Origin of the sequence: Algoriphagus sediminis (genome assembly GCF_030403435.1) — a bacterium.
Lineage (GTDB): Bacteria > Bacteroidota > Bacteroidia > Cytophagales > Cyclobacteriaceae > Algoriphagus > Algoriphagus sediminis.
In genome coordinates this window covers 45,105-66,605 of record NZ_JAUEPH010000008.1, presented here as the reverse complement: position 1 = coordinate 66,605, position 21,501 = coordinate 45,105, and the positions used below count along the sequence as shown (strand labels likewise).

Annotated in this window: 18 protein-coding genes; 9 read left to right on the top strand and 9 right to left on the bottom strand. The window is 41.1% G+C overall.

The window, feature by feature from the left end; all coding sequences use genetic code 11:
- Window positions 1-117: 117 nt before the first annotated feature.
- Window positions 118-261: a hypothetical protein gene (locus tag QVH07_RS16290; RefSeq protein ID WP_290002526.1), complete on the top strand. Its 144-nt coding sequence runs from the start codon at window positions 118-120 to the stop codon at window positions 259-261.
- Window positions 262-304: 43 nt separating this feature from the next.
- Here QVH07_RS16290 and QVH07_RS16285 read toward each other — a convergent pair whose 3' ends face one another.
- Window positions 305-808 carry a metallophosphoesterase family protein gene (locus QVH07_RS16285; RefSeq protein ID WP_290002524.1) on the bottom strand — a complete coding sequence of 168 codons (504 nt, stop codon included), beginning with the start codon at window positions 806-808 and terminating at the stop codon, window positions 305-307.
- Between the two features lie 46 nt (window positions 809-854).
- Here QVH07_RS16285 and QVH07_RS16280 point away from each other — a divergent pair, with 46 nt between their 5' ends.
- The 3 genes from QVH07_RS16280 to QVH07_RS16270 all read left to right on the top strand — a co-directional run bounded on the left by QVH07_RS16280 (window position 855) and on the right by QVH07_RS16270 (window position 3,695).
- Window positions 855-1,268, top strand: coding sequence for a rhodanese-like domain-containing protein (locus QVH07_RS16280; RefSeq protein ID WP_290002522.1), 414 nt, complete (start codon window positions 855-857; stop codon window positions 1,266-1,268).
- Window positions 1,265-2,635 (top strand): NAD-dependent succinate-semialdehyde dehydrogenase, encoded by a 1,371-nt coding sequence (locus QVH07_RS16275; RefSeq protein WP_290002519.1) that lies wholly within the window; start codon window positions 1,265-1,267, stop codon window positions 2,633-2,635. The genes QVH07_RS16280 and QVH07_RS16275 overlap by 4 nt, the downstream gene beginning before the upstream one ends.
- Window positions 2,636-2,714: 79 nt before the next feature.
- Complete coding sequence (locus QVH07_RS16270) at window positions 2,715-3,695, top strand: pyruvate dehydrogenase complex E1 component subunit beta (RefSeq protein WP_290002517.1); 981 nt, start codon at window positions 2,715-2,717, stop codon at window positions 3,693-3,695.
- A 119-nt stretch (window positions 3,696-3,814) separates the two neighbouring features.
- Here QVH07_RS16270 and QVH07_RS16265 read toward each other — a convergent pair whose 3' ends face one another.
- Complete coding sequence (locus QVH07_RS16265) at window positions 3,815-6,328, bottom strand: TonB-dependent receptor domain-containing protein (RefSeq protein WP_290002515.1); 2,514 nt, start codon at window positions 6,326-6,328, stop codon at window positions 3,815-3,817.
- 137 nt (window positions 6,329-6,465) lie between these two features.
- On the opposite strand from QVH07_RS16265, the gene QVH07_RS16260 reads away from it, so the two are divergent.
- Window positions 6,466-7,662, top strand: a complete 1,197-nt coding sequence (locus QVH07_RS16260) for a sensor histidine kinase (RefSeq protein WP_290002514.1) — start codon at window positions 6,466-6,468, stop codon at window positions 7,660-7,662.
- Window positions 7,659-8,399 carry a LytR/AlgR family response regulator transcription factor gene (locus QVH07_RS16255; protein WP_290002512.1) on the top strand — a complete coding sequence of 247 codons (741 nt, stop codon included), beginning with the start codon at window positions 7,659-7,661 and terminating at the stop codon, window positions 8,397-8,399. Before QVH07_RS16260 ends, QVH07_RS16255 begins: the two co-directional genes overlap by 4 nt.
- Before the next feature lie 73 nt (window positions 8,400-8,472).
- On the opposite strand, the gene ffh is transcribed toward QVH07_RS16255, so the two are convergent.
- Window positions 8,473-9,810: a signal recognition particle protein gene (gene ffh / locus QVH07_RS16250; RefSeq protein ID WP_290002510.1), complete on the bottom strand. Its 1,338-nt coding sequence runs from the start codon at window positions 9,808-9,810 to the stop codon at window positions 8,473-8,475.
- A gap of 158 nt (window positions 9,811-9,968) precedes the next feature.
- Between ffh and QVH07_RS16245 the strand changes: the two genes are divergently transcribed.
- The 3 genes from QVH07_RS16245 to QVH07_RS16235 are packed head-to-tail and all read left to right on the top strand — an operon-like array spanning window position 9,969 to window position 13,600.
- Entirely contained in the window at window positions 9,969-12,386 is a 2,418-nt protein-coding gene (locus QVH07_RS16245) for a glycosyltransferase family protein (RefSeq protein ID WP_290002507.1), read from the top strand.
- The gene (locus tag QVH07_RS16240; protein ID WP_290002504.1) at window positions 12,367-13,083 is read left to right on the top strand and encodes an SAM-dependent methyltransferase; all 717 of its coding nucleotides are present in this window, start codon (window positions 12,367-12,369) and stop codon (window positions 13,081-13,083) included. The genes QVH07_RS16245 and QVH07_RS16240 overlap by 20 nt, the downstream gene beginning before the upstream one ends.
- A gap of 4 nt (window positions 13,084-13,087) precedes the next feature.
- The gene (locus QVH07_RS16235) at window positions 13,088-13,600 is read left to right on the top strand and encodes an FKBP-type peptidyl-prolyl cis-trans isomerase (protein WP_290002499.1); all 513 of its coding nucleotides are present in this window, start codon (window positions 13,088-13,090) and stop codon (window positions 13,598-13,600) included.
- A gap of 20 nt (window positions 13,601-13,620) precedes the next feature.
- Here QVH07_RS16235 and QVH07_RS16230 read toward each other — a convergent pair whose 3' ends face one another.
- From QVH07_RS16230 to QVH07_RS16205, 6 genes are all read right to left on the bottom strand, one after another.
- Complete coding sequence (locus tag QVH07_RS16230) at window positions 13,621-14,580, bottom strand: ABC transporter ATP-binding protein (RefSeq protein WP_290002496.1); 960 nt, start codon at window positions 14,578-14,580, stop codon at window positions 13,621-13,623.
- Complete coding sequence (locus QVH07_RS16225) at window positions 14,577-14,927, bottom strand: MmcQ/YjbR family DNA-binding protein (RefSeq protein WP_290002493.1); 351 nt, start codon at window positions 14,925-14,927, stop codon at window positions 14,577-14,579. Before QVH07_RS16225 ends, QVH07_RS16230 begins: the two co-directional genes overlap by 4 nt.
- Before the next feature lie 85 nt (window positions 14,928-15,012).
- Window positions 15,013-15,204: a DUF6728 family protein gene (locus QVH07_RS16220; RefSeq protein WP_290002490.1), complete on the bottom strand. Its 192-nt coding sequence runs from the start codon at window positions 15,202-15,204 to the stop codon at window positions 15,013-15,015.
- Window positions 15,205-15,243: 39 nt separating this feature from the next.
- Window positions 15,244-17,226 (bottom strand): (E)-4-hydroxy-3-methylbut-2-enyl-diphosphate synthase, encoded by a 1,983-nt coding sequence (gene ispG, locus QVH07_RS16215; RefSeq protein WP_290002488.1) that lies wholly within the window; start codon window positions 17,224-17,226, stop codon window positions 15,244-15,246.
- Window position 17,227: 1 nt separating this feature from the next.
- On the bottom strand, window positions 17,228-17,932 hold the full coding sequence (locus tag QVH07_RS16210; protein ID WP_290002482.1) for an SDR family oxidoreductase: 705 nt from the start codon (window positions 17,930-17,932) through the stop codon (window positions 17,228-17,230).
- Between the two features lie 65 nt (window positions 17,933-17,997).
- Entirely contained in the window at window positions 17,998-21,462 is a 3,465-nt protein-coding gene (locus tag QVH07_RS16205; RefSeq protein ID WP_290002480.1) for a DUF8818 domain-containing protein, read from the bottom strand.
- Between the last annotated feature and the right edge of the window lie 39 nt (window positions 21,463-21,501).

The following is a 21,501-nucleotide window of genomic DNA, read 5'->3' as shown; positions in this document are numbered from 1 at the left end:
AATCTAGCAGGATGAGTACTTATTAATGGCATTTTTTAAATAAATCAATAGGGTATTCTATTTCCATTCACTACATTTGCACCTCAATTCGAAGCAAGTACACAAAATTATACGACCATGGCAGTAACTACTTTAAAAAGAAAACTTAGAAGAAAGAGACAAGGTCAGAACGCTCGTGTTCTTAAAATTAAGCAGCTTTCAGCAAAGCCGGTCATTAAGAATGTGGACGTAGAAGAGCTTAAAAAGTCCTTTAAGAAATAATTTTAAGGAAAAGACATTTTAAGGCGGCCTTTGGCCGCCTTTTTTATTTCCCTCTTTTACCGAGTTCCACCACACGGAGATTTTTCACCTCACCTGAATCCAGCTCAAAGAGTAGCATGGTTCTAATTTGATGAAATCCTTGCCGGCCTATGGCACCTGGATTCATGTAGAGACAATTCAATGCAGGATCGAACTCCACTTTACAAATGTGTGAATGGCCGCAAATGAATAGGTTTGGGCGTAGCTCCTTCAGTTTGGCTTTGATTCCCTTGGAATATCTTGGTGGCTTACCACCGATATGAGTCATCGCAACCTTCACCTGCTCTAGCTCGAAAGCTTCCCATTCTGGATACTTCTGGGCAGTTTTCTGATCATCTATGTTCCCAAAAACCGCTCGGACCTTCTTTCCTTTAGGCATCCTTTTCATCACTTCTTCATCTCCGATGTCCCCAGCATGCCAAATCTCATCCACCTCCATTAGATTTTTCAAAATAGCATCATCAATGTAGCCGTGGCTATCGGATATTAGTGCAATTTTTGTGGACATTGATCAGAAAACGTTAAATTCTCAGGAATAATAAATAATCGAAATTATGAATAATTCCACGTTTAAAAAGTGGCTTTCACTTTCCTTGGTAATGTTTCTTTTTACATTAAGTTTAACCACAACCCTAGCTCAGGACCAAAAAATAAAAACGGTCTCAGTTGACGAATTGGAAAAAATTCAAGAAACAGGCTCCCAGAATGTGATCCTGGATGTTCGGACCCCTCCCGAAATTGCCGAAGGCTACATAGAAGGCTCAATATTTTCTGACTTTCTTGGAGATAGCTTTCTGGATGAAATAAAAAAGCTAGATAAAAGTAAAACATATTTCGTGGTCTGTAAAGCCGGAGTAAGAGCCTCAAAGGCCACCCTGCAAATGCAAGACCTTGGCTTTCCGAACGTCTTTGTTTTAGAAGGTGGAATGGATTCCTGGCTCAAAAATGGAAAACCTATTATCAAATGAGTGAACAACTTTCAATAAACCCCTTCACGGGCGAAACCCTTAAATCCTTTCAATCACATTCAAAAGAGGAAGTCAAAGCGATCCTTTCCGCCTCTCAAGAAACGTTCATATCCTGGAGAGAAACTAGCTTTCAAAATAAATCCGAACTCATGTGCAAGCTAGCCTCACTTCTTAGGAATGAATCTGAACAGCTTGCCAAATTAATTTCTTTGGAAATGGGAAAAATTTTCTCAGAGTCAAAGGCAGAAATAGAAAAATGTGCTTGGGTGTGCGAATTTTACGCCGATAATGCAGAGGAGTTTTTGCAAGCAGATAAAATTGATCTCCCTGATGGCAAGAAAGCCAAAGTCATTCATCAACCATTAGGTTGTATTCTTGCGATTATGCCTTGGAACTTCCCGTTCTGGCAGGTTTTCCGTTTTGCTGCTCCCACACTGATGGCAGGAAATACAGGTCTTCTAAAACACGCCTCGAATGTGCCTCAATGCGCCATGGCAATTGAGGATTTATTTAAGAAAGCTGGATTTCCTGAAGGAGTTTTCAGGACTCTGATTATTTCCGGAAAAGATGCCAGCCAAATGATTAAAGACAAAAGAATTAAGGCGGTATCCCTCACTGGAAGTGAAAAAGCAGGTTCATCTGTAGCCTCCATTGCCGGTTCAGAAATCAAAAAGTCTCTTTTGGAACTAGGCGGAAGTGATGCATTTATTGTGTTAAAAGACGCGGATCTTGAATTGGCTGTGAGCAATGCCATAAAATCTCGGATGATTAATTTTGGGCAGAGTTGTATTGCGGCTAAGCGGTTTATTATCGAGGATTCCATTTTCGAGGAATTTAAGGAAAGGCTCATCGCTGGAATAAATGAACTTAAGCAAGGCGATCCATTTGAAGAGGGAGTAGATTTCGGCTGTATGGCTCGTCCCGACTTAGCTCAGGAACTCGGTGAACAAGTAGAGGAAAGCATTAAGCTCGGGGCAAAAGTTGTGCTTGGCGGAAAAAAACCAGAAGAGGGTTCCGCTAAATTTGAACCCACGATACTGACTGACATTCCTCCATATGCACCGGCTGCAAAAGATGAGCTTTTTGGTCCAGTCTTTTCTCTTTTTAAAGTGAAGGATAAAGATGAAGCCATTGAAATAGCAAATCAAAGTGATTTCGGGTTAGGAGGATCAGTTTGGTCCACGGATCATGACCTTGCTTTGGAAGTAGCAGAAAAAGTTGAGACAGGCGCCATGTTTATCAATTCATTAGTGGCATCAAATCCACAAATTCCTTTCGGAGGGGTCAAGAAATCAGGCTATGGAAGAGAACTGGGAAAAAACGGGATCTTGGAGTTTGTAAATGCCAAGAGTGTTTACTTAGGATAATTCCACCAGAAAGCATATCCCTACTTTGCTTTTGGGCAATTCCTTTCTATTTTTACCACCCTAATTTTTAAATAATCTGATGAGAGAATTACAGTTTCGAGAAGCCCTCAGAGAGGCCATGAGCGAAGAAATGAGACGTGACAAAAACGTCTTCTTGATGGGTGAAGAAGTGGCTGAGTACAACGGAGCCTACAAAGTATCCCAAGGCATGCTGGATGAGTTTGGTCCCGAGCGTGTGTATGACACACCTATTTCGGAGCTTGGCTTTGCCGGACTTGGGGTTGGTGCTGCTATGAACGGCCTCAGACCGATCATTGAATTCATGACCTTTAACTTCTCTCTTGTTGCTATAGATCAGCTTATCAATTCTGCGGCCAAAATGTACGCGATGTCAGGTGGAGCTTATAGTGTTCCCGCGGTTTTCAGAGGACCAACAGGTAATGCTGGTCAGCTTGGTGCTACCCACTCTTCCAATTTCGAAAACTGGTTTGCAAATACGCCTGGGCTGAAAGTAATTGTGCCTTCAAATCCACAGGATGCAAAGGGTCTTTTAAAAGCTGCAATACGCGACCCAGATCCAATAATTTTCATGGAATCTGAATTGATGTATTCTGACAAAGGTCCGGTGCCTGAGGGCGAATATCTTTTGCCTATTGGTGTTGCTGATGTAGTACGAAAAGGCGATGACGTAACTCTCATCTCCTTCGGAAAAATGATGAAGGTAGCAAATGAGGCTGCTGAAGAGCTTGCCAAAGAAGGAATTGAAGCAGAAGTTATTGATCTCAGAACAGTGCGCCCTATAGATTATGCCGCATGTGTTGAATCTTTGAAAAAAACGAATCGCGCTGTAGTGGTAGAAGAAGCAAACCCTATCGCAGCGCTTTCATCTGAGATAGCATACCATCTTCAAAGACATGCTTTTGATTACCTTGATGCCCCAGTAGTAAGGGTAAATAGTATGGATGTGCCTTTGAGCTATTCACCTACTTACATTGAGGCTACTATCCCAAATGTGAAGAGAACAATTGATGCAGTAAAGAGTGTCACTTATAAAAAATAATCTACTTGAATACAAAAAAAAGCCTTGACTTATAAAGCCAAGGTTTTTTGTTACTCAATCTATCTATCTATTATGTTATAAGTGAAAATGGGCTCCGAAAGTTTCGGAGCCCTTCTTTTTTAATTATTGCCTTGACCCATTCCCTGGTCATTTGATTCTCCACCTTTTAAATCATCATTATTTACAGACTTTCTTCTTCTTCTCGGACGGTCATCCATTGAAAGCTTTCCGATTCTGTAGCTGAAGTTGATTTTAAAATTCATGTTCTGTAAGGCAGAAGTACTATTCTGCATAATCGTTGGTGTGGCAAGCTCATTACGAATTACGAATTCTTTAGAAAGAAAATTCTCTGCTCCAAACCCAATGCTTCCTCGTTTCTCTTGGAACTGCTTGTTGATACTCAAACCATATACTGCAAATCCTCCTGAAAGTCCCTGAAGCTGAACTCTTCTACCTCTCGCGAAAGTGAAGAGCTGTACTTGCCAATCTTTAGGAAGCGTATAATTACCAAACATTCTACCAGAGACTACAAAGCCTTCGTTTTGAGCCGCTAAATCCGGATCACTAAGGCCATTATCTAGCATGGCGTAATAGACGTCAAATCCACCATTGAAGGACAACTTACTTCCCACAGTGATATTGGTAAAGAAACTAGTACCTATCGCTTGCTCTTGACCGATATTCTCGTACGTGGTGAAAATTACATCGTCATCGCGAATAGTCCTCACTGCCTGAATAGACCCAGTTGTATTTCTATAGAAAGATGAGAAGTTAAGGATAGCACCCTTGAAGAAGGTACTATAGCTCAATTCGTAGTTGTCAGTAAGCTCTGGGTCAAGGAGTGGATTACCTTGAGAAATTTGATTTGGGTTTGAAGCATCAATGTTTGGATTAATAAACCTCAAAGATGGTCTCGAAATTCGTCTGTTATAAGCAGCCTTAATCAGATTGCCGTTACTCATTCTTCGGCTGGCATTGATGCTCGGTACCAAAGTTCCATATGAGGGAATATCAGCTTCAAGTTCGGTCTGGAAATCTGCATTAATCATAGTGTACTCATATCGCAATCCAGTCTTCAGCGTGTAATCCTTCAAAAATTTAAATGTATACGATGCATAACCTGCTGTTACATTCTGATCGTAAGTGAGTTCGTTGTTCAGGTTAGGATTTTCATTTTCAATGAATTCTCCATCTTCACCTTCGGCTTCAAAATATGCGAAGTCAGAAAACGCTCTTCTCAAAATATTCTTTGCACCATATTCCAAAATAGCCTCACCATCTTTTCCCATTGGGTCGACAAAATCCAATTGTGCAGTAAATTCCTGATTTCTGCTTGGGTTGTCATTTCTAATTCTAGAATTGATAGTTTCAAAATCGTCCTCAAAAAGGAGGTTAGTGAATGAATTTTCTCTAGTGTTCTGAGAATACAAAGTCAGGATACTGAATTCCTTACCCTTCTCCTCATATGTTCTGGTGTAGTTAACACTTACGTCCACAGTATTGGACTTATCCGCTACATCCGTTTCTCTCAACTGCTCACGGATAAGTTGCTCGCCTGAGAAATTTTGAGTTAGGAAGTTCTCCTGGAAGTTATTTGAATTTCTAATTCCGAAATTCACTGCTCCAGTCAAGAAATTGTATTTATCAATATCATAGTCAACACCAAAGTTATATCTACCGAATAGACGGTTAGACTTGGTGTCTGCAGACTGCAAAATTCGAGAAGTGGTGTTGTCAGGGTTAGTGATCAACTGCTCATTTTCGAATCGGCCAAGTATATTATATCCTGCTCTACCGAAACCACCCACGGAGAAGCCCAATTTCTTGGTTCTGGCAGATCCATTTAAACTTAAGTTTGACCCACGTAAACCCGCTCCACTTCTTACGTTTAATGACATACCGGTCAGGTTATTTTTCTTAGTGACTATGTTAATCACACCGCTAGTACCCTCTGCATCAAATCGTGCCGATGGCGAAGTAATCACTTCAACAGCTTTAATTTCTTCTGCAGGAATTTGGCTCAATGCATCGGCTATACTACTCGCTGCAATGGCAGAAGGTCGGTTATCAATCAGTACCTGGATATTACTGCTTCCGCGCATAGAAACATTTCCATCTAGATCAACAGAAAGCATGGGCACTCTCCTAAGAACGTCTGTCGCATCCCCACCAGCTGTAGTTTTATCATTCTCCGCTTTATAGATGGTGCGATCTACACGCTCTTCGATAAGCTCTCTTTGCCCCTGAACGGTGACTTCATCCAATGCAACACCTTCGTCTTCCATTCGGATATTACCGAGGTTAATTTCACCCTTAAGAGAAGTAACCTCAATTCCTTTTACTGATCGTGCTTCAAATCCAATGAAAGAGAGAAGTAAATTGTAAGTACCAACTTTATCAATACCGGCAATAAAAAATTTTCCATCTCCATCCGCTACAGCTCCAGCTATTGTGGTTCCATCTTCAGGGTTTACCAAGGCAGCAGTGGCATAAGGTACTGGCTCTTCAGCATCTCCAGTCACAGCTACACCCACTATTCGGATCGGAAGATCCTCCACATTCACTTCTTGCGCAAAAACTTCAGACCAAGTGGTGATAGTCAAAAGTATGATAATACTAAATAATTTTTTCATGGTTTAATCTATTTCCTGGGACAAATATCTAACACTAAGACCATCTAAGAGATGTCTTAGTTTAGGTATTGGCGGGATAATAGACCACAGCCCGATATTACTCGACCAAACCCCTGTTTTAAAGGATAAAAGGTAAATTGGTTCTTATCAACCTTTCCATCGATTCAGAATTGCCCTTTGTAGAGGGAATTGGAGGTTTTGACGATTTACTGTATGTAAAAGATCACAAATACCCTACTTTCGAGTTGGAAAGACAACCAATGGAACAAATCAATTCACAAAAAAGGGTTTCCGTACTTGTTCATATCCTAGGGTGGGCAACATTAAGTACCGTACTTCTTTTATTATTGCCACTATCTTACCGGGTGGATTTACCAATGGCGTTTTGGTACAAACAGTTATTCCTAGCCTTTTTGCTGTCCCTGATTTTCTATGCCAACATGCTCTTTATGGTCCCCAGGATTCTTCTCCAAAAAAAACTGGGGATTTACCTAATTACCGTTTTGATCGGAGGAGTGCTTTTCCTCGGTCTGCTGATCACCTTTGAAAACTTGGTCCACTTGCCCGAGCTTATGTTTAAGGCATTTAATCCAAGTGAAGAATATCAGCCCAGAGGTAGATGGATTTTTGGGGATATATTTTATATCCTTCTGTATTTACTATCTATAGGAGTGAGCACCTCAGTGGCATCAGTTCAGAAATGGCAAAAAGATGAAGCACTTCGTATAGAATTGGATCGTCAGAGAATCAAAACCGAACTCTCTTATTTAAAGGCGCAGATCAATCCTCATTTCTTTTTCAACACTCTGAATAATATTTATTCACTCACCAACTTGGATGTGTCCAAGGCTCAGGAAGCCTTATTGAAGCTGTCTAGAATGATGAGGTATGTCCTTTATGAAAATCAAAAAGACCTTACTTCCATCCAGAAAGAAATAGGCTTTATCAATGATTATGTGGAATTGATGAAAATGAGGCTTTCGCCAAAAGTAAAGCTGAAAGTCGAAATGGAAGAACCGAGAGAAGATTTACTCATCGCACCTATGCTTCTTCTTCCATTCTTGGAGAATTGCTTCAAACATGGAGTCAGTGGTCAAAAGGAAAGCGAAATTTTGATCAAGCTTGAGATGATGGGAAAAACATTATTCTTCGAGACCAGAAATCAAATTTTCCCATTGAATCCAGAAAGTCCAGAAGCTCAAGAAAATGGCATCGGGCTCGTAAATACACGAAGGAGGCTGGATTTGCTTTACCCAAAAAAACATAAAATAAAATTTGGAGAAGACGAGGCCAATAATGAGTATTGGGTGAACCTCACTATTTCATTGGAATGAGACTCAGCTGTGTAGCCATCGATGATGAACCGCTTGCTCTTGACTTGGTAGTTAAATTTGTAGAGCAGACTTCTTTTCTAAATCTGGTTGGAAAATTTACAAGTGCAGTAGAGGCACTTTCATTTATCAATGCAAATGATGTGCAGCTCGTAATCATGGACATTCAGATGCCTGATCTTTCAGGTATGGAGCTAGCTAGAGTTTTGGATGGAAAAAAGGACTCTTCTAATACTCGAATTATTTTTGCGACAGCTTACAATCAATTCGCAATCGAAGGCTACAAGGTGGAAGCACTGGATTATCTTCTGAAGCCGTATAGCTATGAGGACTTTTTGAATGCTGTAACTAAAGCCTTAAACTATTTTGAGAAAACTTCTGAGGTATCCACAAAGCAGCCCAACCAGGCTAAAGACCCGGACTATATTTTTCTTAAGGTAGAATATCAGCTGGTGAAGGTAATGCTCGCTGATATTACGCATGTAGAAGCTTATAAGGACTACGTGAAGGTTCATTTAGAGTCTAAAGCCAGTCCACTTTTGTCACTGATGAGCTTAAAAAGTATGGAAGAATTACTCCCTTCAAATAAATTCATGAGGGTGCACCGCTCCTATATTATCTCACTGGACCATATCGACTCCGTTTCAAAAAATGTGGTCAACATCGGAAAAAACTCCATTACTGTGGGAGAAAACTACAAGGAAGGTTTTCTGGATTTTATGAGTCGCTGGATGAACTAAAAAGCCCGATCATTTCTGACCGGGCCTTACCTTTTCTAATTCTTAATTACTATTTCTTATTTCTAAATAGGGTTTATCTCCTTCCCATTCCAGGCAGCATTTTACCCATAGCTGCTTTTGCTCCGCCCATTTTATTCATTTGCTTCATCATCTTGCGCATGTCTGCAAATTGCTTCATCAGGTTATTTACCTCAGTAATTGTCCTACCTGATCCGGCAGCAAGTCTTTTTCTACGGCTCCCATCAATCAAATTAGGATTCGCTCTTTCGGCGGGGGTCATACTTCGGATAATCGCTTCGATAGGCTTAAAGGAATCGTCATCGATATCCAAACCTTTCATAGCCTTACCCATTCCAGGGATCATACCCATAAGGTCCTTAAGATTACCCATCTTTTTCACCTGTTCAAGCTGAGAAAGAAAATCGTCGAAGTTGAAATTATTCTGACGAATCTTGGCATTGATTCGTTTGGCTTCATCCTCATCGAAGGATTGCTGAGCCCTCTCTACAAGAGAGATCACATCCCCCATTCCAAGGATTCTTTGCGCCATTCTATCTGGATGGAAAACATCCAAATCTTCCATTTTCTCCCCGGTGGAGATGAATTTGATAGGTTTCTCCACTACATGACGAATGGAAATAGCAGCACCACCTCGCGTATCGCCATCTAGTTTGGTTAGAACTACCCCATTAAAATCTAATCGCTCATCAAAAGTCTTTGCGGTATTCACCGCATCCTGACCTGTCATCGAGTCTACGACAAAAAGTGTTTCTGAAGGATTAAGAGCATCTTTGAGCTCCGCAATCTCATTCATCATTTGCTCATCCACTGCAAGGCGACCAGCGGTATCGACGATTACGGTCTTTTTGCCTGTCTTCTTGGCGTAAGCGATGGCATTATTTGCTATTTGAAGGGCGTTCTTATTATCAGGCTCAGCATAAACCTCAATACCTACTTGCTCCCCAAGCACCTTAAGCTGGTCAATCGCAGCTGGACGGTATATATCACAAGCGACTAAAAGAACCTGTCGACCCTGCTTTTTCAACAAGTTTCCTAACTTTCCGGTGAAGGTGGTCTTACCAGAACCTTGCAGACCTGATATCAAAATTACTCCTGGGTCACCGGAAATATTCAGATCTACTTTGGTGCCACCCATCAACTTGGTAAGCTCTTCCTGGGTGATTTTCACCAAAAGCTGTCCCGGAGAAACTGATATCAAAACATCTCGACCAAGGGCCTCCGTTCTGATTCTATCGGTTACTTCTTTGGCGACTTTATAGTTAACGTCCGCATCAATAAGGGCTCTCCGAATTTCCTTGGCTGTGGTAGCCACATTGATTTCGGTGATTTTCCCAGTTCCTTTAAGGGTCTTGAATGCGCGGTCTAGTTTTACACTTAAATTATCAAACATGCTCTCTGCAAATATTTGGTGCAAAAGTAAGGATTTTAAAGCCAGATAGAAAGTCTGAAAGCATGTAAAACAAGCCACGATACCCATTTTTTCATGAGGTTTGGGTTTTAATTCCTAATTTGCGCAAGGCAAAAAAATCATCCTGAAAAAATTAATTTATGACCCTGGATTTTAAGAAAGACTGGCTCCCACATATCCTTAGTGTAGCTGTTTTTTATGTTTTGATCGTAGCCTATTTTTCTCCTGTGGTTTTCGAAGGCATGGTGATCTTTCAGGGGGATATCCTTAAATGGGAAGCAACGGCCAAAGAAATCATGGATTTTCGCGAGGCTACCGGGGAAGAAGCCCTTTGGACCAATAGCATGTTTGGTGGAATGCCTGGTTATTTTGTGAGCATGGAATTTCCAGGAGACATTACAAATCTTCTGGTATCCATTCTAACTCTCGGGCTACCGCACCCAATTAATGGACTGTTTTTGGGAATGGTCAGCATGTACATTTTGCTGTTGACCTTTGGGGTGAGGCCAGCTTTTTCGGCTGTCGGAAGTGTTGCCTTTGTTTTCAATTCATATAATTTCCTAAGCCTCGCAGCAGGTCATAATGCAAAAATTTGGGCAGTTTGTCTTATTCCAATTATTCTAACTGGTATTCACCTAACTTTCAAAAACAAACGGCTCTTGGGAGCTGCGATTTTGGCCCTAGGGCTAATGCTTCAACTGAAGTTTAATCATGTTCAAATTACCTACTACACCCTTATCATTTGCATCATTTATTCTGGTGTTCAGATAGCATTTTTATGGAGAAAGGAGGGATTACCTTCTTTGGCGAAAACAGCTGCATTTCTTTTGATTGGGGGTGTTTTTGCATTGGGTTCAAATATTGGACGACTTGCAACCGCACTAGAATACTCCACCTATTCCACAAGAGGCGCCGCCACAATCGAGAGCAAATCGGAAGGCTTGGATAAAGAATATGCCTTCGGCTGGTCCAATGGAATCATGGAGTCATTCACACTCTTGATTCCAGACTTTTACGGTGGTGGGTCCAATACCCCTTTGGGAGATGATTCGGAATTAGAAAAAGCCCTACGAGCTAATGGAGCCGATCCCGGTCAAATTGCTGCATATGTGCAAAATGCTCCTACTTATTGGGGAGATCAACCTTTCACTGGAGGCCCTATTTACGGAGGAGTGATTCTGGTTTTTCTTGCCTTCCTCGGAATCTGGGCAGCACCTAAGGAGACGCTAATCACCTTTGGGAGTATTATTGTGATTTCATTGGTCCTTTCCTGGGGAAAAAACCTAAGCTCTGTCAACTACCTTCTCTTCGACTATCTACCTGCATACAATAAATTCAGGGCTGTTTCAATGGCTTTAGGAATGACGCTTTTTGCCATACCAGTACTTGGGATGATCGCTTTGGAAAAGACTATTCAGGAAAATAAACTCAAGGATTTCCTCATCGCAGCTGGATCCGTTGCTGGATTGATATTGATTTTCGGACTTGGAGCAGGTATTTTCAGATTTACCGGGATGGCTGATCAAGGGCTTCCTGACTGGCTGGTGGATGCCCTTAGAGAAGATAGAAAATCCATGTTGCAAACTAGTGCATGGAGAAGTCTGGGATTTGTGGCTTTGGCCGCAGGCCTAATCTACTTTGCCATGAAAGGCAAAATCAATGATTTGGTTCTTGGTTTGGGACTTTTTGCCTTGGTTTTGATTGACCTTTGGACCATTAACCGACCTTATTTAAATGACAATAGCTTTCAGGAAAGTCCTTCCGAATCCTACTTTTCTGAAACTCCTGCTGATGCGGAGATCTCAAAAGATAATTCATATTTCAGAGTGATCGATTTAAATGAAGGAATCACCCAGGCGGGAAGAGCATCCTATCGATTTCACGCCATTGGAGGATATCATGGCGCCAAAATGCGCCGTTTTCAGGATTTGATAGATTTCAGAATTAACCCTGAACTTTCGAAATTTATCTCTAAAGCTCAGGAAGGGGAATTCGATTATGCGGGTCTGAACTCTCTGAATATGCTCAATACCAAATACATCATGGCAGGGAATGCGGCAAATGCAGTTTTCGAGAATCCGGAGGCAAATGGACCCGTCTGGGTACCTGAAAGGATAATAGCGGTAGGTAGCAATGAAGAAGAAATTCAGTCTATCGGAGAAATCGAAGTAGCTGAAACCGCCACCGTTAATTCAGAGGAATACCCAGGGATAAAAGCCGGCTCTGGAATGGCGGAATTAGTATCTTATGAACCGAATCGACTTGTATATACTATCAGTATGCAAGAAGAGGGGCTTGTCGTGTTTTCTGAAATATTCTATCCTGTTGGCTGGACAGCCACTATTGACGGAGATGAAGCTGAGATTATCCGTACTAATTATCTCCTAAGGGGACTGATGGTTCCTGCGGGGAATCACGAGGTAGAGTTTAAATTCTCCCCCACCTCCTATACTGCCACCAAAACCCCAATGGTCATCTTTCAGTATTTGATTGTATTGGCTTTAGGGGCAGGTTTATTCTTCACATTTAATAATTCAAATGGAAGAGTCAAAGGATAAAATAATCAGCTATTATGATCAGTTTGCCGAGCAGCAAGAGGTCACTGGAATCAATTCCAGACATCTGCAGATTCTGGATAAACTTGTCGATGCTGGATTAAAAGAAAATCATAAAATTCTGGAGGTTGGATGTGGAATTGGGACAGTTTCTCATCTATTGGCTTCCTATGTCAAAAGGGGAAAAGTGCTTGCCGTGGATATCTCTCCGGAAAGTATAAAGAAGGCTCAAGGTCTTTGGAAAGAACAGAAAAATCTTGAATTCGCAGTTTCAGACATGAAGGATTTTGAGAGGAATGAGCAGTTCGATTTCTTTGTTTTTCCAGACGTATTGGAGCATATTCCTATAGATCAACATCCTCCCCTTTTTCGCACCGTGAGAAAACATGCTCATGAAGATTCAGCTATTTTTGTACATATTCCCGCACCCAGATTTTTAGAGTGGATGATTAGAAATGAACCCCAAAAACTACAGGTTATTGATCAGCCTTTAGATTCTGGGGATTTAATCAAAAGCATAACTACCGCTGGTTTTTACCTTGAAAAAATGGAAACTTACTCCATTTTTTACGAGGAGAAGGACTATCAATATTTTGTTTTCCGGTCTGCTAAAAACCTTTATAAAACCAAGCCTCTGAGCAAATGGAAAGTATTAAAAGAGAGAGTCCGAATACGATTAAGACATAAAATATTCAATTAAACCAATGAAAGTCGAAGAGAATAAAGTGATAGGGATTGCCTTTGAGCTGAAGGTGAGCAAAGATGAGGATGATATTGAGTCCGTCCCCTTCAGCGTAGAAGTACGAGATGAGAATGATCCATTTTATTTTGTATTCGGAAAAAGTGGTCTTCCTGAAAAATTTGAGGAAATCTTATCAGGAAAAGAAATCAATGATGAATTTTCATTCGTCCTGGAAAAAGAAAATGCATACGGTGAAGCTGATGAGGAGCTGATTCTGACCTTGCCTAAAAGTCAATTTTCCAAGCAAAATGGCTTTACTGAAGAAATGATCCAGGAAGGTAATTTCCTTCCCCTGATGGATGAAAATCAGCAGCCTATGCAGGCAAAGATTCTTAAAATTCAGGGAGACAATCTAATTCTGGACTTTAACCATGCGCTAGTAGGTTTTGATCTGCACTTCGATGGTAAAATCCTAAGTGTTAGAAATGCCAGTGAAGCCGAAAAGCAAAGTGGTTTGGTAGAAGGCGTAGACTAGTCTAATCAAATTCAAAACCCTCAAGATTTAAGGCTAAGGACTTTACCCTGCTCCCAGGTTAGATAGACACGATCTCCTTTTTGGTATTTCCTATCCGGATCATCCACTTCCCAAATTTCCCCGGTCTCCTTGATTTTGACCTTTAGGGAGTTGAAATGCAATAAAAATATAACATCGGTGACATGAGCCAGAATTCCATTCCTAGTTCTGAGCTTGACATCTACCGGACGAATGTAGTCCTGCCCCTTGGTCTTAATTCTGTTGATTGATGAAAATAACTCAGCCACATATTTACTCTTTGGGCTCAGGCAAAGATCCTTGGAATTTCCTCTCTGAATAATCTTCCCATTCTTTAAAATCAATAGATCATCAGTTAGTCTAAGTGCATCATCGAGGTCATGCGTAACCAGAATAACGGTGGTTCCAAGTGCGGTAAAAACCTCCTTCAGTTCATCCATGATATTCCGGGTTTGGATGGAATCCAAACTACTGAATGGCTCATCCAAAAGCAGGATTTCAGGCTCTACACTCATTGCTTTGGCGATAGCCACCTTTTGCTGCTGCCCACCTGAGAGCTGCCTTGGTAGCTTGTCCCTGAGCTCTCCCAGTCGCAACAAGGAAATGAGCTCTTCTACCCTATTTCTGGTGTATTTCTCATCAAAGCTTAAGAGTGGCCTGGAGATATTTTCCTCCACTGTACTATTTGGAAAAAGAGCGTAATCCTGATGGATTAGCTTTATTTCATCGTATCCAGCGACGAGCTTCTCTTTTGGGTTTTCAATCTTTTTGTCACCAAGCCAAACCTCACCTGAAGTCTGAACTTCAAGTCCTGCCATGATCCTTAAAAGAGTACTTTTCCCGGACCCGCTCTCTCCAACTATAGCTAAAATATCACCCTTCTTAAGTTCTGTAGAAAAGGATTTCAGAGCTTTTTGGTTACCGTAGGTCTTTGATACTGACCTAATCGAAAAATAGCTCATGAGGTAATTTTTGATTGAATTTTCTTTGGAAGGCTTTTCAAAATAAGATCATAAGAATGATCCACCAGCTCTAAAATCAAGGGATCAGGAACGTTCCCTTCTACTGAGACTGAGTTCCAGTTTTTCTTATTCATATGATACCCAGGAGTAATTCCTTCATGTTTTTCTCTTAGCTCAATGGCTTTCTCAGGATCACATTTAAGATTAATGAAGTCAAAAATATCCAGACTAGTAATGGCAAAAATCTTTCCTCCTACTCTAAAGCAAAGAGTCACTTCATCAAAAGGAGTGTCCTCGGTAGTTCCGGGTTTTGCCAGACAATAATCACGTAAATAGGAAAGGGTCATAAAAAGTGTGTATTTCCTAAGGTAAGGAATGCTTTAAAAAGTTTAAACCCTTAACTCAAATATCCAGAAGCGATGAGCAAAAGAATTACATCAACCGCTTAATCGTCCATACGATAATGGCAAACAGGAAAATGATTATGGAAATCTTATTGATTCCATGCATCATTCTCAGATTGAAATTGGTTTTCTTATTTGGGTCTGGCTTTTTGAAAACATTGATAAAATAGCTCCCTACCTCCCCTAGTTTAAAAAACTCTTTGACTTTCGAATTACCCATTGTTTTTCAATTTAAATCGTGCGATTTGCACATTTAATTCTAGGCATGAACTTCTGGTTCTGTCCACATTCCGTCTTCGCGGATGATTTGAATCAGCTCATCCACAGCATGCTCCGATGGAACACCACGTTTCATTACCTCTTTGCCCTTGTATAATGTTATTTTTCCTTTTCCTGAACCTACGTATCCGTAGTCAGCATCTGCCATTTCACCTGGTCCATTCACGATGCACCCCATGATCCCAATCTTCACACCTTTCAAGTGGTCGGTTCTTTTTCGGATCATGGCTGTAGTTTCCTGAAGATCGAATAAGGTTCTGCCACAAGATGGGCAGGAAATATATTCTGTCTTAGACATTCTGGTCCGTGCAGCCTGAAGCACTCCGAAACCAGTGACATTATGAAGCTTGATTTGTTCCAAAGTCTCTTCTCGGCTATGAGACTTTTCCTTTTCCAACGAAATGAAAACTCCATCCCCCAGACCGTCAATTAATAGTCCACCCACATCGGTAGCTGCATAGAGCATGGTTTGATCTGAGGTCTGATCCGGGTAGCTCACTTTGAACACCACCGGCACCTGACTTTCCGCATCAATCAAACTTACCATTGCTCTCCTTAAAGCAGGCATAGTATGAGAATTTGAAGTTTTCAGGATTAGTACCAAGTTGGATTCTTTTTGTACCAAAGGAATAGCCGCATCAATATCTTGATCCGAAATTTCAAGAAAATTCAACTCTCTATGTCTAGCTTCGATAGAAGAGAAAGAGTCTAAGGTAAACAGAGGAAACTTGTTCAGCTGATCTGATTGCGCGGCCCAAATATCCCCATCTTGAATTTCTTTCATTCCATTCGGAAGCATAAAAGGAATAGGATTTCTACCAGAGTATACAAAATCACATCCGAGATCATTCATCTTCCACTTGTCCAATTCGGGTAGATAGAAGTGACCCACTGCCTTCATTTCTTTTGGAGTAATATCTTTTATTTTGGAGATATCTGTAATAACTCTGGGGACATTATGGTCTCCAAAATTAAACACCTCAGAGGTCTTCCTTTTTTCATGATCAAAAGGATGAATGGGGTAATGATCTAAATCAGGTATGGCTGGATGCCCAAGACGGTTGGTATATCGGTCGATCAAAGCTTGAGCTACCGGTGCTTCGAATTCTGGGTCTTCAGTCAGAGAAACACGCACAGTGTCCCCCAGCCCGTCTTCAAGGAGTGTTCCAATTCCTACAGCGGATTTTATCCTACCATCTTCAGCCTCTCCGGCCTCAGTCACACCCAAATGCAAAGGGTATGGTTTAAACCCGCCTTCATCCAGCTTTTGGACCAAAAGCCGGTAAGCCTGTACCATTACTTGGGTATTCGAGGATTTCATGGAAATTACCACCTGATGATAATCTTCCTCTTCACATATCCTCAAAAATTCAAGGGCAGATTCAACCATTCCTAATGGTGTATCACCATATCGACTCATGATTCTATCTGAAAGAGAACCATGGTTGGTCCCAATTCTCATAGCAGTACCATGTTCCTTACAAATTCTGACCAAAGGAAGAAAGCGCTCACGAATTCTATCAAGCTCTTCCTGATAGCTTTCATCTGTATACTCTATGGTCTCAAATTTCTTTTTATCAGCGTAATTGCCAGGATTTACCCGAACTTTCTCCACAATTTTAGCTGCGATCTCTGCAGCATTTGGGGTAAAGTGGATATCGGCCACGAGTGGAGTTTTATATCCTCTTTTGCGAAGCCCTTCCTTAATATTTCTAAGATTTTCAGCCTCCTTAATACTTGGAGCGGTAATTCTCACTAATTCACAACCTGCATCTATCATCCGGATACATTGCTCAATGGAACCTTCCGTATCCATGGTATCCACAGTCGTCATGGATTGGACCACTATGTGATTATTCCCTCCTATCACCACATCCCCAATCTGCACGGGAATAGTCTTCCTCCTAGAGTATTTGGTGAGGCTATCGCAATAAGTCATTGAAGTCTGCTGAGTGGATTCCATATTATAAGTCTCCTAATTGTGGTCTGATGGTTATTTCCTCAACTACCGATTGTGGGGAAAGGTTATAAGCTGCCCAAACACTTTCTGCCACATCCTCCGCCTTCATGAATCGTTCTTCGGGTATATCAACTCCCGCCCAGCTAGCAGTGTAGGTTGCCCCCGGCAAAATGGAGGTCACTTTAACATTGTATGGTTTGAGTTCTTCTCTTAGGCATTTGGTCATTCCAAGCATGGCCCATTTTGAAATAGCATAGCTTCCACCATTTGGATAAGCCGTGAGACCGGCGATTGATCCTATACTAAAAATGTAACCTGCTTTTCTTTCTATCATATCTTTTGAAAAAGCTCGGATTAGGTAATAGGCCGAATACAGATTCGTATTCATCATCAATTCAAAATTTCCTTCTGGCTCGTCATGAATTGCCCCTGGCAAAAAGACACCTGTATTGTTCACCAAAACATCAGGAATCCCTTTTGCTTTCACCTGCTCTGCAAAAGACAATACTTCCTCTTTCTTAGAGAGGTCCGCTCTGATCGAGGTGACGCTGCAATCAGAAAATTTTTCGGATAGTTCAGCATGTAAGGATTTCAGGTCTTTTTCATTTCTAGCACAGGTGATGAGATCAAACCCTTCTTTACCGAATCGCTCCAAAATGGCTTTTCCGATCCCTTTTGTACCCCCTGTGACCAAGATAGATTTTGACATTATTTGCAGGTGAATTAATAGTTAGTATGACAACTATCTAATGGAGACAAAGTTACATTTTTTTGTCAAAATAAAGCCGAAACCTGCATACGACCGACATGTACCACTCTATCCAAACCTTCAGAATTACGGCCTTCATAAACCACATTCAGTTGTAATCCTTCCCCGATTTTCTGAAGCCAATTCAAAGTCCAAGTGATGTTGGTGCCAGGGGTCAGAGCCTGAAGCATTTCATATCCAACGGGAGAATTTGCCACTCCATTGTAATCAATTAAAATAAGTTGTAAATCCCCAGTCAAAGTGGTTTTAATCGCCTTGGCATATCTTAAATCAATTCCAATTTTATGCGTCTGAGCCCTTTCGTTGAATTCGACGTTCTCGATATTTTCTTTATTGGAAAAAGAATATCTAGCAGTCGATCTGAAATAAGGACTTGGCTGCCAGGCTAATTCAGGACCTAACATATATTGGTCAATCGTATAATTCCTATTCTCCAAAAAATCAGATGCTGAGGATTTTATTCCCGTGGATCCGATTAATCTTAATGTTGCGATAGCATCGAAATTATATCTGAGGTTTAATTTCCAATCCTTTTGAATCAAATCCTCAAATCCCCCTGAAAGTAATTGCTTAAACTGGCTATCGAAAAGGGATAGATCAAAACCATACTTTGCGGAAGCGCGATTAAAGAAGAAGCTCGAGCGAATAACCTGTCTAAGCCGCAAAATTTCTTCTCTGCTGATCCCACCGATGAAAGGATTGATTCTATCTCCAAAATTGTCTGAAGTCACTTTTTTCTCTACGCTGAGGCTGCTTGTATTTGAAAATTTCTGGAGAAAACCTCGAACTCCCCCTTCACCTTTCCACGAGTCCGGAAACCTGGCCTGGAACCTGTAATTCAAAAGACTGGTGTAAGCTTGAACGTAAGTGTCTGTAGGGACAAAGATCTTGATGTACTCCTTTTCTTCGGGGTTTATGGCCAGGTAAAACTCATTCAATTGCTGAATTCCATCCCCATTATCATCCCTCCAGGTATGTGTGCCATCTCCGTTTGGGGCAAGGATATAAACGAACTCACGCTGTAGCTCCCTACCATTTCCAATTGCATAGCTAATGTCATTTCGGACCAGATTTTTTCCCAGACTCCCTTGATAGTCCAATTTACCCATCACGGTCGTCTCGGTGGGTAAATCTCTAAAAATATACCTTAGCTCTCTATAGGTGAAACTACTTCGAAGATTATGATTTTTCCACTGTTTCCTGAAGGTAAAATTACTAGTGAAAGCTTCTGTATCATTTTCAAACTTCCCAGCAAAAGGAGCTCGATCCTCTCTCCAAGCTGCATCTACCTGGAATTGATAATCCAAAAAATCATTGCTTTTTAGAAATACCAGATGTTCCTTAAAGTTCATGGCCGTACTTAAAACAGAATCCGTTTCAGCACTTCTCAGAGCATTTTGATCCAAGGAGAACTGATACCCAGGAACGAAAACTTTAGAGGAATAGCTTGCCCTTCCAGTATACCTTATCCAATCAGATTTTAGGGAACCTTGGTCACTATTCAAGGCAAAGAAATCCTGATCGAATTGGAGCCTTTCACCAAGATTGAGTCTCCAGGTTCCGAAATGCTGAGTGCCCTGAAGCACATCTCTCCTATTCCTCAGATAAATACCATATTTAAACTCATTCTTAATGTCTTTATGAAGATGAATATTAGCCTTAAACAATCTCTCCGCTGCTGCACTTTCCAATGACTCTTGAGATAGTCCCCAATCCCGATCGAATTCTATATATCTGAAACGATCGATGAAACTGAAATTAGTAGAATTCAACTCAAATTCAGCATCAGTATTTACGCGGTACTTTGGGAGTAAACGCAGTTTTCTGTCTTGGCTTTGAATACCCAGCTTCCAAGCTAAGCCCTGGTTATCCTCATCGTCAATTGTTGAAAATAGGTTCTCATCCACGGAGGACAGAGCGAGCTCGGTATACGCTGATTCTTTCTCCCCAAGTTTAACTCTTGAACCAGCCGTAATCATTCTCTTACTGTCTGGAGCCGGAAGTTGAGTCAAAATGGAATAATTGCCTTGAGGAGAACCTCCTATTCGAGGAACATATTCATAGACCGTTCCATTGGCCAGTTGGGTTTGGCGTATGTAGTCTCCTCTTCCCTGACCCACCTGAGAGAAGGACAAATCATACTTAGCCACTTCTGGATCAACAGAATATTGGTAATACACCAAAGTATTTCCATCCCCATCTATTTCGGTGATTTTTTCATAAAGGATCCTATTGGGATCAAAGGCCACGCTATCAATCCGTGGAATTCGGGCCAGTTCAGTTTGATCACCTACACTTGCCAATAATGCCAATTCCTCTTGGCTAAAATCAGAAAAAAGAGGTCTACTTCTATTATCCGACTCCTGATAGTAGTTCATATAGACCTCCACATTTCCATTGGTTTGGCTGTGATTAGCTCCGATTATTGATCTGCTATAATTACGTTCCGCGTATTCAAAATCTATCCTCACTCTTGAGTATTCAGTGATCAAAACTCTCGGAGTAAAGGTGATCTCCGCCTGATTGTAGTCAATAACGTAGTCTTCATTAAATCCCCGCTTGAGTTGCTTTCCATCCAAAAAGACCCGCTCTGAATTTGCCATGATGATTACGAACTGTTCATTCTCAGGGCCATTGATCAGATAGGGGCCAAGAACTCCCTCTATGATTGGAAGTTGAATCGAGGCAAATTTACCCTTCGCAATCGAAGCAAAAGCCTGGCTGCTGGCACTCCAAGAGTCTGATAGTTTATATTTAGACGTAAACTGTAAGCCCTGTACATTTTTATAATACCTTAGAAACTCTGACTTTCTTTGCTGAAGGACCACATCGCCAGCAGCTAGGCTGAATTTATCACTGTAAAGCTCAATCAGAACATTATCAAAATCCTGAATTTGCTGAGTATTTCCTTCTGGCTGAAAAGGGACATTTTGATCCGTTATACTAGCTCGGATATTCAACTGATCCGAAATGGCTCCTTCCAGCTGAAGATTTAGAGCTGAATTCACAAAAACATTTTGGGTGTTTCCAAAAGAAATTCCTCTGGTCAAGCTACCTGTTTTGTACAGGTTTGTAGCAGGAAAAATCTCCTCTGAAAAATCAAAGACCTCCTGTTTTGCTTCACGATTATCTCTGAAAACTGCCATGGAATCATAATTTGCTGAAAGAGTTCTTCTCGCCAGTGGAGCACCAAAATTCATACGGAAAGTACGGTAGCACAACCTTAGAGAATCTGGAAGCGTTTGATCGGAATTTGGTACAGAGATGGAGTTTCCCTCAAGTGAAAAAATAAAGTCAAAAGATTTACCATTAGCGTCAGTCAGTCTTATGCTCTCTTCAACAGCAGAGAGTGAATCGACTTGGATTCCCTGAAGCAAGTCACCCTGAGGTACCCAACGACACTTCTCTTGTCCCTGAACTTGGCTAATCAGGAAAAACAAAAACACACATAAACTTGCGAGAAATCGCATATTATAAACCAGCCTTGGATTCTAAGGTAATTAAATCCA